Origin of the sequence: Bradyrhizobium monzae, assembly GCF_021458635.1 — a bacterium.
GTDB lineage: Bacteria > Pseudomonadota > Alphaproteobacteria > Rhizobiales > Xanthobacteraceae > Bradyrhizobium.
Genome location: NZ_JAIRDQ010000004.1, coordinates 1 through 12622, shown reverse-complemented (window position 1 = coordinate 12622; position 12622 = coordinate 1). Strand labels below are relative to the sequence as shown.

Annotated in this window: 13 protein-coding genes; 12 read left to right on the top strand and 1 reads right to left on the bottom strand. The window is 65.3% G+C overall.

The window, feature by feature from the left end; genetic code table 11:
* Window positions 1–16 precede the first annotated feature (16 nt).
* The 12 genes from K3F49_RS16500 to K3F49_RS16445 all read left to right on the top strand — a co-directional run bounded on the left by K3F49_RS16500 (window position 17) and on the right by K3F49_RS16445 (window position 12070).
* On the top strand, window positions 17–970 hold the full coding sequence (locus K3F49_RS16500; protein ID WP_148755905.1) for an ABC transporter permease: 954 nt from the start codon (window positions 17–19) through the stop codon (window positions 968–970).
* Window positions 971–974: 4 nt separating this feature from the next.
* Window positions 975–1877, top strand: coding sequence for an ABC transporter permease (locus K3F49_RS16495; protein WP_234682015.1), 903 nt, complete (start codon window positions 975–977; stop codon window positions 1875–1877).
* 3 nt (window positions 1878–1880) lie between these two features.
* On the top strand, window positions 1881–2930 hold the full coding sequence (locus tag K3F49_RS16490) for an ABC transporter ATP-binding protein (RefSeq protein WP_234682014.1): 1050 nt from the start codon (window positions 1881–1883) through the stop codon (window positions 2928–2930).
* A gap of 10 nt (window positions 2931–2940) precedes the next feature.
* Window positions 2941–3138 carry a hypothetical protein gene (locus K3F49_RS16485; RefSeq protein ID WP_234682013.1) on the top strand — a complete coding sequence of 66 codons (198 nt, stop codon included), beginning with the start codon at window positions 2941–2943 and terminating at the stop codon, window positions 3136–3138.
* Window positions 3135–4550 carry an amidase gene (locus tag K3F49_RS16480; RefSeq protein ID WP_234682012.1) on the top strand — a complete coding sequence of 472 codons (1416 nt, stop codon included), beginning with the start codon at window positions 3135–3137 and terminating at the stop codon, window positions 4548–4550. The genes K3F49_RS16485 and K3F49_RS16480 overlap by 4 nt, the downstream gene beginning before the upstream one ends.
* Window positions 4547–5521, top strand: a complete 975-nt coding sequence (locus K3F49_RS16475; RefSeq protein ID WP_234682011.1) for an ABC transporter ATP-binding protein — start codon at window positions 4547–4549, stop codon at window positions 5519–5521. Before K3F49_RS16480 ends, K3F49_RS16475 begins: the two co-directional genes overlap by 4 nt.
* A gap of 175 nt (window positions 5522–5696) precedes the next feature.
* Complete coding sequence (locus K3F49_RS16470) at window positions 5697–5966, top strand: GlsB/YeaQ/YmgE family stress response membrane protein (protein ID WP_234682010.1); 270 nt, start codon at window positions 5697–5699, stop codon at window positions 5964–5966.
* 254 nt (window positions 5967–6220) lie between these two features.
* A complete protein-coding gene (locus K3F49_RS16465; RefSeq protein WP_234682009.1) occupies window positions 6221–7969 on the top strand; it encodes a type I secretion system permease/ATPase in 1749 nt (582 codons plus the stop codon).
* Window positions 7966–9300: an HlyD family type I secretion periplasmic adaptor subunit gene (locus K3F49_RS16460; protein WP_234682008.1), complete on the top strand. Its 1335-nt coding sequence runs from the start codon at window positions 7966–7968 to the stop codon at window positions 9298–9300. Before K3F49_RS16465 ends, K3F49_RS16460 begins: the two co-directional genes overlap by 4 nt.
* A gap of 163 nt (window positions 9301–9463) precedes the next feature.
* Window positions 9464–10933: an AMP nucleosidase gene (locus K3F49_RS16455; RefSeq protein ID WP_234682007.1), complete on the top strand. Its 1470-nt coding sequence runs from the start codon at window positions 9464–9466 to the stop codon at window positions 10931–10933.
* A 145-nt stretch (window positions 10934–11078) separates the two neighbouring features.
* Entirely contained in the window at window positions 11079–11708 is a 630-nt protein-coding gene (locus K3F49_RS16450; protein WP_234682006.1) for a tetratricopeptide repeat protein, read from the top strand.
* A gap of 86 nt (window positions 11709–11794) precedes the next feature.
* Window positions 11795–12070: a DUF1488 family protein gene (locus K3F49_RS16445; protein ID WP_234682005.1), complete on the top strand. Its 276-nt coding sequence runs from the start codon at window positions 11795–11797 to the stop codon at window positions 12068–12070.
* 63 nt (window positions 12071–12133) lie between these two features.
* Here the strand turns inward: K3F49_RS16445 and K3F49_RS16440 are convergent, their stop codons facing one another.
* A complete protein-coding gene (locus K3F49_RS16440) occupies window positions 12134–12616 on the bottom strand; it encodes a CinA family protein (protein ID WP_234682508.1) in 483 nt (160 codons plus the stop codon).
* Between the last annotated feature and the right edge of the window lie 6 nt (window positions 12617–12622).

Below are 12622 nucleotides of genomic sequence, written 5' to 3'. Positions count from 1 at the left end.
CACTTCAGGTAAGTCAGTGCTCGCCTACATCGCCAGACGCATTGTCTACGTCATCCCGATCGTCATCAGCGTGGCCCTGGTGTGCTTTCTGCTCGTGCACATCACGCCGGGCGATCCGCTGGTCGCGGTGCTGCCGGCCGATGCCTCGCAGGAGCTCGCGGCGCAGCTGCGCGCCGCCTATGGTTTTGACCGGCCGCTGCCGGTGCAGTTCGGCCTGTGGCTGCTGCGCGCGCTGCATGGCGATCTCGGCAATTCCATTGCGACGGGCCGTCCCGTACTCGCGGAAGTCATGCGCGCGGTCGGCAACACCGTTACGCTGGCAATTGCGGCCGCCATCATCGGCTTCACCATGGGCATCCTGCTCGGCCTGATCGCCGGCTATTTCCGCGAGACCTGGATCGACAAGCTCGCGACCTCCTTTGCCATCGCCGGCGTCTCGGTGCCGCATTACTGGCTCGGCATGGTGCTCGTCATCATCTTCTCGGTGGAGCTGAACTGGCTGCCCGCGGTCGGCGCCGGGCCAAACGGCTCCAGCTCCTGGGCCTGGGACTGGGCGCACCTGAAATATCTCGTGTTGCCGGCGATTACGACGTCGGTGATCCCGATGGGCATCGTCACCCGCACCGTGCGCGCGCTCACCGGCGATATTCTCTCGCAGGATTTCGTCGAGGCGTTGCGCGCCAAGGGCCTGCATGAAACCGGCGTGTTCCGTCACGTCATCAAGAACGCCGCGCCGACCGCGCTCGCGGTGATGGGGCTTCAGCTCGGCTACATGCTCGGCGGCTCGATCCTGATCGAGACCGTATTCTCCTGGCCGGGCTCGGGCTTCCTGCTCAACTCCGCGATCTTCCAGCGCGACCTGCCGCTGCTGCAGGGCACGATCCTGGTGCTGGCGCTGTTCTTCGTCTTCCTCAATCTGCTGGTCGACATCGCGCAAGCCGCGATCGATCCGCGCATCAAGCGGGGCTAGCGGGATGAGCGAGCTTCCGTTGTCCGCCACCGCCGACGCCGCGCTGCAGGCCGCGCCTGCCTCCAAGGCACGCGGCTATTGGGCCACCGTTGGCCGGCGTATCCTGCGCGACAAGGTCAGCATGGCCTGCGCGCTGGTGCTGCTGCTGATCTTCCTCTCCGCGATCCTTGCGCCGTGGCTGGGTCTCGAAGACCCCTACAAGGGCTCGATGATCCGCCGCCTGCGCCACATCGGCACGGCAGGCTATCCGCTCGGCACCGACGAGCTCGGCCGCGACATGCTGGCGCGGCTGATCTATGGCGGCCGGTTGTCGCTGGTCATCGGCATTTTGCCCGTCATCCTCGCCTTCTGCATCGGCACTTCGCTCGGTCTCGTCGCCGGCTATGTCGGCGGCAAGCTCAACACCGCGATCATGCGCACGATCGACGTATTCTACGCTTTCCCGTCCGTGCTGCTGGCGATTGCAATCTCAGGCGCGCTCGGCGCCGGCATCCTCAATTCCATCGTGTCGCTGACCGTCGTGTTCGTGCCGCAGATCACCCGCGTCGCCGAAAGCGTCACCACCGGCGTGCGCAACATGGATTTCGTCGAAGCCGCGCGCGCCTCCGGCGCCGGACCCTTCACCATCATGCGCGTGCACATCCTCGGCAACGTGCTGGGTTCGATCTTCGTCTATGCGACGAGCCTGATCTCGGTCTCGATGATTTTGGCGGCCGGTCTCTCCTTCCTGGGCCTGGGGACAAAACCGCCGGAACCGGAATGGGGGCTGATGCTGAACACGCTTCGCACCGCGATCTACGTCAATCCCTGGGTCGCGGCATTGCCGGGCGCGATGATCTTTGCGGTCTCGATCTGCTTCAACCTGCTCTCGGACGGCCTGCGCAGCGCCATGGACATCAGGAATTAGGCCATGAGCGAGACCAACACTTCCGTTGCCATGCTGGAGCCGGTCGAGGACTTCGGCGGCGTCGCGCAGCCGCTGCTCCAGGTCAACGGGCTGACGAAGCATTTTCCGGTGCGTGGCGGGCTGTTCGCCGCGAAGCGGACCGTGCGCGCGGTCGACAATGTCTCCTTTTCCGTTGCGAAGGGCGAGACCGTCGGCATTGTCGGCGAGTCCGGCTGCGGCAAGTCCACCACCGCGCGCCTGCTGATGCATCTGATGCCGCGCGACACCGGCGACATCATCTATGACGGCATGACCATCGGGCAGTCGCTGTCGCTGCGCGAACTGCGCCGCGGCATGCAGATGGTGTTTCAGGATTCCTATGCCTCGCTCAATCCGCGCCTGACAATCGAGGAATCAATTGCGTTCGGTCCGAAGGTCCACGGCATGGCCGACAGCGCGGCGCGGGCGCTGGCGCGCGAGCTGCTCGGCAAGGTCGGCCTGGTGCCTGCAAACTTCGCCAACCGCTATCCGCACGAGATTTCCGGCGGCCAGCGCCAGCGCGTCAACATCGCGCGGGCCCTCGCTCTGTCGCCGCGGCTGGTGATTTTGGACGAAGCCGTCTCCGCGCTCGACAAATCCGTCGAGGCGCAGGTGCTCAACCTGCTGGCCGATCTCAAGCGCGAGTTCGGCCTGACCTATCTCTTCATCAGCCACGACCTCAATGTCGTCCGCTACATCTCGGACCGCGTGCTGGTGATGTATCTCGGCGAGGTCGTCGAGCTCGGCCCGGTCGACCAGGTGTGGGACCAGCCCGCGCATCCCTATACGCGCGCGCTGCTGGCTGCGATGCCGTCTTCAGATCCGGATCGCCGCACCGAAAAGCCGCCGATCTCCGGCGATCCGCCCAATCCGATCGATCCGCCTCCGGGCTGCCGCTTCCACACGCGTTGCGCCTTTGCGGAGCCGCTCTGCGCAAATGCTGCACCAAAGCTCACTGCCGTGGATAAGATGGGCCACGAGGCCGCGTGCTACATGGCCATTCCGGGTTCAGGCCATAGCCGCTCGCGCCCATAGAGGAAACCGCATGACGAGACCAACGACAAAAGAAATCCAGGCGACGGCGCAAGTCGCCGGCGTCCCCGTGAACGAGGAGATCGCGACACGCATCTCCAATTCCATCGGGCCCGCCTTTGAAGGCTTTGCGGCCATCGCCGGCACGCTGCCGTTCGACCTCGAGCCCGCGCTCTATCCGCTGGCGCAGACGCATAAGGTGTCGAAATGAGCACCGAACCTGCCCTGATGACGCTCACCGAGGTCGCGCGTGCGATCGCGATGAAGCAGGTGTCCTCGCATGAGGTGACGCGCGCGCTGCTGCATCGCATCGCGCAATGGCAGCCGCATCTCAACGCTTTCATGTCGATCGAGTCGGAAGCTGCGTTGAAGGCGGCAGATACGGCCGACGCCGAACTCGCCAAGGGCGCGGTGCGCGGTCCGCTGCACGGCGTGCCGCTCGCGCACAAGGACATGTATTACGACGCAGGCCACGTCGCGACCTGTGGCTCGCTGATCCGTCGCGATTTCGTTCCGACGGTGACATCCACCGCCTTGCAGCGCTTGAAGGATGCCGGCCAGGTCCGGCTCGGCACGCTGCATCTGGCCGAATTCGCCTATGGTCCGACCGGCCACAACGCCCATTACGGCCCGGTGCGCAATCCCTGGAACGTCGCGCATATCACCGGCGGTTCGTCCTCGGGCTCCGGCTCGTCGGTCGCGGCGCGGCTGACTTATGCGGCGCTCGGCTCGGACACCGGCGGCTCGATCCGCATGCCCGCTCATTTCTGCGGGGTCACGGGATTGAAGACCACGGTAGGCCGCGTCAGCCGCGCCGGCGCGATGCCGCTGTCGCAATCGCTCGACACGGTCGGCCCGCTCGCACGCACCGCGGAAGACTGCGCGCTGCTGCTGGCGCTGATGGCCGGTCCGGACCCCGAGGATTCGACCACAAGCCATGAGCCGTTGTCGGACTATGTCGCGGCGACCAAGGGCTCGCTCAAGGGCCTCAGGATCGGCGTGCCTGCGTCGTTCTATGTCGACGATCTCGACAGCGAGGTCGCGCGCGTGCTGGACGAGACCATCGCGGTGCTCAAGCGCGAGGGCGCCTACATCCTCACGGTCGAGCTGCCGAACCAGCGGCAATTGTCCGCCGCAAGCCAGCTCGTGCTCGCGGCTGAAGCTGCCGCCTTTCACAAGCGCTGGATGATCGAGCGGCCGCAAGACTATGGCTCGCAGACGCTGATGCGGCTGCAGAACGGCCTCGCCGTTCCCGCCATCACCTACCTCGAGGCGATGCGCTGGCGTGGCCCGGCGCTCGCCGCGCACAATGCGGCCGCCGCAGGCGTCGACGCGATCATCGCACCGGCCTCGCCTGTGCCGGCGCCGACGATTGAAGAGAGCGACGTCGGCGGCGGGCCGAACGCACCGGCGCTGTTGCAGCGGCTGACGCTGTTCACCCGTCCGGTGAATTTTCTGGGCCTGCCGTCGCTCACCGTCCCCTCCGGCTTCACCAGCAGCGGCCTGCCGATCGGCATGCAGCTGATCGGTCGCTCCTTCGATGAAGCGACCTTGCTGACCATCGGCGCCGCCTTCCAGCGCGTCACCGATTATCACGATCGGGTACCCAAACTGCCGTCATGACAAAACTCGTCGAGATCTCAGGCCTCAACATTCGCTTCACCGGAGAGCGCACGGTCTATGCCGTGAACGATCTCAATCTCTCGCTCGGTGACGGCGAGGTGTTGGGCCTGCTCGGCGAGTCCGGTTCGGGCAAGAGCGTGACCCTGCGCGCGCTGATGCGGCTGCTGCCGAAGAAGCGCACGCAGATTTCGGGGACGGTCAACGTCATGCGCCGCGACGTGCTCGCCATGAACGACGAAGAGCTGTCGTCGTTCCGCGGTCAAACCGTCTCGATGATCTTTCAGGAGCCGGCACTGGCGCTCGACCCGGTTTACACCATCGGCGCGCAGATCGCCGAAAGCGTCGTGCGCCACGAAGGCAAATCATATGCGGAAGGCAGGGCGCGGGCGCTGGAGATGCTCGAAATCGTGCGCATCCCGTCCGCAAAGCGGCGGCTGGATGCCTATCCGCACGAAATGTCCGGCGGCATGCGCCAGCGCGCGATGATTGCGCTCGCGCTCGCCTGCCGGCCAAAAATCCTGCTCGCGGACGAGCCGACCACCGCGCTCGATGCCACCGTGCAGATCCAGATCCTGCTGCTACTGCGCGAGCTGCAACGCGAGTTCGGCATGTCCGTCATCTTCGTCACCCACGATATCGGCGTCGCCACCGAGATCTGCGACCGCGTCGCGGTGATGTATGCCGGCCAGATCGTGGAGCAGGGCAGCCTGCGCGACATCGTCCGCAGCCCGGTCCACCCCTACGCAAAAGGCCTGCTCGCCTCGACCATCCACGGCGCCAGGCGCGGGCAGCGGCTGGAGACCATCCCCGGCACCCCGCCGTCGTTGTCCGAGAAGCCCCACAACTGCTCCTTCGCCCCCCGCTGCAAGCTCGCCGAGCCGCGCTGTGTCGAGCAGCTGCCGCCGAATGTGGAAGTCGGCCTCGGTCGGGCGGCGAGGTGTGTGCTGGCCGAGCCGGTGACCGCGTCGTAGACCGGCGCGCTCAATCCACCCCGCGCACCGCGCCCGGGCCAGTTCTACTGTGCATGGGGTTGTTTTCGACTTTTTTTGTCGGCGCAGGCGCAACCCGATCGCGGGAACCGCATTCAGACCCCGTTCATCCCGGTTCCCGTTCCATGCGGACTGCTAAAGGAGAGGGACCTGACTCATGTACATTTCGAATGAAGGCCTGCTCGTCATCCTTTTCGTCGGCCTGGTGGCCGGCTGGCTTGCCGGGAAGGTCGTGCGGGGGAGCGGTTTCGGCATCATCGGTGACATCGTGATCGGCATCGCCGGCGCCTTTGTCGCGAGTTTCCTGTTCCCGAAGCTCGGCATTCATATCGGCACCGGGCTGGTCTCGGAGATCGTCTATTCCGCGATCGGCGCCGTCATCCTGCTACTGGTGGTGCGGCTAGTGCGCGGCGGCGGCCGGTTCTAGCGGGTTCGATTGATCGGAACCGAGCGCCTCTCCCCGTGACTTGGGGCGAGGCGCTTGTCTTTGCTATAAAAAGCCGCAAAGACTGTGAAATACCGGACTTGCGGATCGGGCCGTTCGGGGTAGATGTGGCAAGGGCCCGGATTAATTCGATTGCATTGCACGCGGGGAGAACTCGATATTAATCCAGGGCGCGTACGCCTCGATTTGCCTTTTTTATCAGGGGTTCTGCCCCTTACCCGAAAGAGATCAGACTGATGGCAGCCGTTCCCGGCCTCCGCCGTTCAGAGCTCGGTGACGCGCTGCGTGCCTGCCGCACAGCGTTCCTCGGCGTCGGCTTCATGAGCTGCATGATCAACCTGCTCTATCTGACCGGGTCGATCTTCATGCTGGAGGTCTACGACCGGGTGCTGCCGAGCCGCAGCATCCCGACACTCGTCGGCCTGATCGTCCTCGCCGGCGGTCTCTATGTGGCACAGGGCGTGCTCGACATGATCCGCAGCCGCATCCTGGGACGGGTCGGAACCGCGCTCGACGAGGCCCTGAACAAGCGCGTGTTCGACACCATCGTGCGCCTGCCGCTTTTGGTCGGCAACCGCAACGAAGGGCTGCAGCCGCTGCGCGACCTCGACAATGTCCGCTCGTTCCTCGGCGGCATGGGTCCGAGCGCGTTCTTCGACCTGCCCTGGCTGCCGCTCTATCTCGCCATCTGTTTCGCCTTCCATGTCATGATCGGTGTGACCGCGCTGATTGGCGCGATCATCCTGGTCAGCCTGACCCTGGTCACCGAATATCTGTCCCGCCAGCCGGCGAAGGAGGCGATGGGCCTTGCTGCCCAGCGCAACGATCTCGCCCAATCCAGCCGCCGCAATGCCGAAGTGCTGGTGTCGATGGGCATGGCCGGCCGGCTGAACGCGCGCTGGAGCGAGGCCAACGAAAAATACCTCGCCGGCAATCAGCGTGCGAGCGACGTCGCCGGCGGCCTCGGCGCGATCGCCAAAGTGCTGCGCATGATGCTGCAATCGGCGGTGCTCGCGGTCGGCGCCTATCTCGTCATCCACCAGGAGGCGACCGCCGGCATCATCATTGCGGGCTCGATCCTCTCGGCCCGCGCACTGGCGCCGGTCGATCTCGCGATCGCGCACTGGAAATCCTTCGTCGCGGCGCGCCAGAGCTGGCACCGCCTCAGCCGCCTGCTTGAGCAGATGCCGGCGCAGGCGGCGCCGACCCAGTTACAGGCGCCCACCAGCCGGCTCTCGGTCGAAGGCGTCGCCATGGTGGCCCCGGGCGACCAGCGCCTGATCGTGCAGGACGTCAATTTTGTGCTCGAAGCCGGCAACGGCCTCGGCGTGATCGGGCCGAGCGGCTCCGGCAAATCCTCGCTGATCCGCGCGCTGGTCGGCGTCTGGTATCCGGTCCGCGGCAAGGTTCGGCTCGACGGCGCGGCGCTCGACCAATGGGCGTCCGACATGCTCGGCCGCTACATCGGCTATCTGCCGCAGGACGTCGAGCTGTTCGGCGGCACCATCGCGCAGAACATCAGCCGATTTGATCCGGAGGCGACGTCCGACGCCATCATCTCCGCGGCCAAGGAAGCCGGCGTGCACGAGATGATCATCAAGATGCGCGAGGGTTACAACACGCAGGTCGGCGAGCAGGGCACGTCGCTTTCCGCAGGCCAGGCCCAGCGCGTGGCACTGGCACGCGCGCTCTACGGCAATCCGTTCCTGATCGTGCTGGACGAGCCGAACTCCAATCTCGATACCGAAGGCGACGAGGCGCTGACCCGTGCGATCCGCAGCGCCCGCGAGCGCGGCGCCATCGTCATCGTGGTGGCGCACCGGCCCATCGGCGTCGAGGCGGTCGACCAGATCCTGGTGCTCCGTGATGGCCGCATGCAGGCCTTCGGTCCGAAGGAGCAGGTGCTCGCCCAGGTGCTGCAGCCCCGCGTCGCGCCGCCGACGCCGATCAAGATCGTCAGCGAAGGCGGAGTGGCCAAACCATGAGCACGATGACGGTTGGCGGCCCAAAGCCCGCCGCGAACAGGACCGTACAGGAGTCGATCCGCTTCCACCTGATCCTCGGGATCTCGATCGTGCTGGTCCTCGGCCTCGGCCTCGGCGGCTGGGCCTCGACGGTGCTGATCTCCGGCGCGCTGATCGCGCCGGGCCAGATCGTGGTCGAATCCAACGTCAAGAAGGTGCAGCACCCGACCGGCGGCGTGGTCGGCGAGGTGCGCGCACGCGACGGCGACGTGGTCAAGGCCGGCGATATCGTGGTGCGGCTCGACGACACCGTCACCAAGGCCAATCTCGCCATCGTCACCAAGAATCTCGACGCCGCGCAGGCGCGTGCGGCACGGCTGCAAGCCGAACAGCGCGGTCTCGACAAGATTGAATTCCCGGCATCGCTGCTCGATCGCGGCGACGATCCCGACGTCAAGGTGCTGCTCTCTGCCGAAACCAAGCTGTTCGACGTCCGCGTCAACGGCCGTGCCGGCCAGAAGGCGCAGCTGCGCGAGCGCATCCAGCAGCTCAACGAGGAGATCGAGGGTCTTTCCGCGCAGGAGAGAGCCAAGGACAAGGAGATCGCGCTGGTGCAGCAGGAGCTCATCGGTGTGCGCGATCTCTATGACAAGCATCTGGTGCAGATCTCGCGTCTGACCACGCTGGAGCGCGACTCTGCCCGCCTCAACGGCGAGCGCGCGCAGTACATTGCCTCGCGGGCGCAGGCCAAGGGCAAGATCACCGAGACCGAGCTTCAGATCATCCAGGTCGACAAGGACATGGTGAGCGAAGTCTCCAAGGATTTGCGCGAGACCAACGACAAGAGCGGCGAGCTGATCGAGCGCAAGGTCGCGGCCGAGGACCAGCTCCGTCGCGTCGACATTCGCGCGCCGCAGGACGGCATGGTGCTGCAATCGACGGTGCACACCGTCGGCGGCGTCGTCACCGCCGGCGATGCGCTGATGCTGATCGTGCCGCAGGCCGACGACCTCCAGGTCGAGGCCAAGGTCAATCCGGTCGATATCGACAAGCTGCAGATCGGCCAGAAGACGCTGCTGCGCCTCTCCGCCTTCAACCAGCGCACCACGCCCGAGCTCACCGGCGTCGTCAGCCGCGTCTCGCCCGACGTCACCACCGACCAGCGCACGGGCCAGAGCTACTACACCATCCGCGTCTCGCTGTCGGCGGAAGAGGTCGCCAAGCTCGGCGACTCCAAGCTGATCCCCGGCATGCCGGTGGAAGCGTTCGTCCAGACCGGCGACCGCACCATGCTGTCGTACCTCCTGAAACCGCTGCACGACCAGTTCATGCGGGCGTTCCGCGAGAAGTGACGCGTAAAAGGGCGTCATCCTTCGCCGTCATTGCGAGCGCAGCGAAGCAATCCAGTCTGTCTCCGCGGCGGGATTTCTGGTTTGCTTCGCTGCGCTCGCAATGACGGAGAGACTCGTTTCTTGCTATAGTTCGACTCAAGCCCAGCAACCCGGCGTTCGAACCATGCAAACCCTGCCCTCCATCGCCACAAAATCCTTCACCGACGCGGGCCTCGCGGTGGGCCGTCTCGAAGAAATCTACGACCGCAACACCAAATTCCTGCGCGACCGGTTCGAAGCCTATGTCACAGGTGAGGCGATCACGACGCGCGTGCGGGCCTATTATCCCTTCGTCCGCCTCACCACCGCGACGCATGCGCGGCTGGATTCGCGTCTCGCCTATGGGTTCGTCGCTGGACCCGGCGTGCACGAGACCAGCGTGACGCGGCCGGATCTGTTTCGCGCCTATCTCACCGAGCAGATCGGCCTCCTGATCCAGAACCACGGCGTACCCGTCGAGATCGGCGAGTCCACCGAGCCGATCCCGATCCACTTCGCCTATCGCCGCGACATCAACATCGAAGCCGCCATCAGCACCAGCGAGAATTCGGCCGTCACGCGATCGCTGCGCGATGCGTTCGACGTGCCAGATCTCGCCACCATGGACGATGCGATCGCCGACGGCACGTTCGAGCTTAAGGCGGGCGTACCCGAGCCGCTGTCGCTGTTTCGCGCGGCCCGCGTCGACTACTCGCTGCGCCGGCTCTATCACTACACCGGCACCGATCCCGAGCATTTCCAGAACTTTGTCATTTTCACCAACTACCAGTTCTACGTCGACGCCTTCGCGCAGATGTGTCAGCAGCGGCTTCAGTCCGGCGAGGCCGGTCTCGAAGCTTTCGTCGCGCCCGGCAACGTGATCACGCGCAGCGGCGGCGCGACGATCGGCGACACGCCCGCGCGTATTCCGCAGATGCCGGCCTTCCATCTGGTCATGCCCGGCTATCGCGGCATCACCCTGATCAATATCGGCACCGGTCCGTCCAACGCGCGCAACGTCACCGATCATGTCGCGGTGCTGCGGCCGCATGCCTGGCTGATGCTCGGGCATTGCGCCGGCTTGCGCAACACGCAGCGGCTCGGCGACTACGTGCTCGCGCATGGCTATGTACGCGAGGACCATGTGCTCGATCGCGAGCTGCCGCTGTGGGTGCCGATCCCGGCGCTGGCCGAGATGCAGGTCGCGCTGGAGCAGGCGGTCGAGGACGTCACCGGCCTGGAAGGTTTCGAGCTCAAGCGCCTGATGCGCACGGGCACGGTCGCCAGCGTCGACAACCGCAATTGGGAGATCTCCGGGCCCGAGGTCATTCGCCGCATGTCGCAATCGCGCGCCGTCGCGCTCGACATGGAATCGGCCGCGATCGCCGCCAACGGTTACCGCTTCCGCGTGCCCTATGGCACTTTGCTCTGCGTCTCCGACAAGCCGCTGCATGGCGAGATCAAGCTCGCCGGCATGGCCAGCGAATTCTACCGCCGCCGCGTCGGCCAGCATCTCGAGATAGGCCTCAAGGCGCTGGAGCGGCTCAAGCAGCAGGAATCGGAGCGGTTGCATTCGCGCAAGCTCCGCAGCTTCGCCGAAGTCGCGTTCCAATAGGCCGGCCGAAGCTGCCTGAACAACGGCAGCACAGCTGTCGTGCCGAGTGCCTGATGTGCTCGCGCGCGTGTCCCGGGAATATTCCGGCCGAGACAGGGTTATCATCTCGTCCGGGGCGTCTTCGTAGACATCAGGAGACCACACAATGGTCAGTCCGATCACCAGGCGTGCCGTTCGCGGCGTGTATCTTGCGGCGTTCGTTGCCGCAACCGGATCTGTACCTGTCTTGGCGGCAGGCGGAGGTGGTGGGGGAGGCGGCGGAGGCGGTGGGGGCGGCATGGACCCCTTCGCGCGCCCCTCTTCCAGCCAGAGCACGCCGGCCCCGACCTACCCGAGCCGCTCCGGCACCAAAGCCACCCAGAAGGGCAAGAAGGCCAACAACCAGTCGAGTATCGATGATCCGGCTTTTGCCGCAGGCTATCGCGTGGCGTATGACACCATCTACGAGCGCAACGACTACACGACCGCGATCGCGCAGTTGAAGACACTTGGTCATGACGACAATGCGAATGTCGCGAACCTGATCGGTTACTCCTACCGCAAGCTCGGTGACTACAAGCAGTCGCAAGTCTGGTACGAGCACGCACTGAAGATCGATCCAAACCACGTGTTGACCTGGCAATATTATGGTCTATGGCAGCTCGAACAGGGCAATCGCGAGCAAGCGATGTTTCATCTCGGCCGGATTGCAGCCATTTGCGGGACGGATTGCGCGGAGTACAAATCGTTGGCCGCGGCGCTGGAGAAGCCGACCGGGACTGCGCTCGCGTATTAGGGGGCCGCGGCTGGTCTTGCGGCCAAGGTGACAAGCCGCCGGATTTTTTGCATTGTCCCGTTCGGGGGTACGAACGGGACAATGGGATGCCGCTGGCGCGCGACAAGATCATCGGCCACGACCTCGAACGTCTGGCTTTCCGCTTCACCATGACGAGTGACGAGGACGTCGTGCATTGCCAGATCAGCGATGCCGCGATGGACGAGCTTGCGGGCATGCAGGGTACCGAGAGCAGCGCCCGCCAGGCGCAATTCATGTCGCTGCGCGAGACGATCGAGCGCCTGGCCTCGGACCTCTACGACGAGGCGCCGCGATTCAAGGGCTACGTGGTGCGGATCTTTACGCGGCATTTGGGAAGGTGAGGCCACTTACATCGGTGTCATCGCCCGCGAAGGCGGGCGATCTAGCACTCTGCGAGAGGCAGCTCACCCCTCCAGCTTCCTCAGCAGCAATTTCAGCGCCGCCGCCGCGAACACCTGCATGTTGGCGAATCGGTCGCTGCTGCCCGTCTCCAGTGTCATCACCTCAGCCGCGGGCCCCGCAACCGCCATGCAGCTATGGCCGGCAGCGTCGCCATAGCGGTTGCCGGTCGGGCCGGCTGCGCCTGTCTCGGACAGGCCCCAGTCGGAGCTGAAGCGGCCGCGCATCTGTTCGGCCAGAAGTTTCGCGTAGGGCTCCGAGGAGGAACGAAAGGCCTTCATTCCTTCGTCCGAAATATCCATCAGCACGCGCCTGGCGTCGCGGGTGTAGACCACCGCGCCGCCGAGGAAATAGGCGGAGGCACCGGGCACCGCGAGCAGGCTCGCCGCGATCAGGCCTCCGGTCGAGGATTCCGCGACCGCAATGGTCTGCTTGCGCGCGATCAGTTTTGCCGCGACCTGTTCCGCAATGCCGACGAGCTCTTTCATCCCTGA

Bases quoted from the DNA above. Each gene is read 5' to 3' on its own strand.
- K3F49_RS16495 (WP_234682015.1), top strand. From the start codon at position 975: ATGAGCGAGCTTCCGTTGTCCGCCACCGCCGACGCCGCGCTGCAGGCC.
- K3F49_RS16490 (WP_234682014.1), top strand. From the start codon at position 1,881: ATGAGCGAGACCAACACTTCCGTTGCCATGCTGGAGCCGGTCGAGGAC.
- K3F49_RS16485 (WP_234682013.1), top strand. From the start codon at position 2,941: ATGACGAGACCAACGACAAAAGAAATCCAGGCGACGGCGCAAGTCGCC.
- K3F49_RS16480 (WP_234682012.1), top strand. From the start codon at position 3,135: ATGAGCACCGAACCTGCCCTGATGACGCTCACCGAGGTCGCGCGTGCG.
- K3F49_RS16475 (WP_234682011.1), top strand. From the start codon at position 4,547: ATGACAAAACTCGTCGAGATCTCAGGCCTCAACATTCGCTTCACCGGA.
- K3F49_RS16470 (WP_234682010.1), top strand. From the start codon at position 5,697: ATGTACATTTCGAATGAAGGCCTGCTCGTCATCCTTTTCGTCGGCCTG.
- K3F49_RS16465 (WP_234682009.1), top strand. From the start codon at position 6,221: ATGGCAGCCGTTCCCGGCCTCCGCCGTTCAGAGCTCGGTGACGCGCTG.
- K3F49_RS16460 (WP_234682008.1), top strand. From the start codon at position 7,966: ATGAGCACGATGACGGTTGGCGGCCCAAAGCCCGCCGCGAACAGGACC.
- K3F49_RS16455 (WP_234682007.1), top strand. From the start codon at position 9,464: ATGCAAACCCTGCCCTCCATCGCCACAAAATCCTTCACCGACGCGGGC.
- K3F49_RS16450 (WP_234682006.1), top strand. From the start codon at position 11,079: ATGGTCAGTCCGATCACCAGGCGTGCCGTTCGCGGCGTGTATCTTGCG.
- K3F49_RS16445 (WP_234682005.1), top strand. From the start codon at position 11,795: ATGCCGCTGGCGCGCGACAAGATCATCGGCCACGACCTCGAACGTCTG.
- K3F49_RS16440 (WP_234682508.1), bottom strand. From the start codon at position 12,616: ATGAAAGAGCTCGTCGGCATTGCGGAACAGGTCGCGGCAAAACTGATC.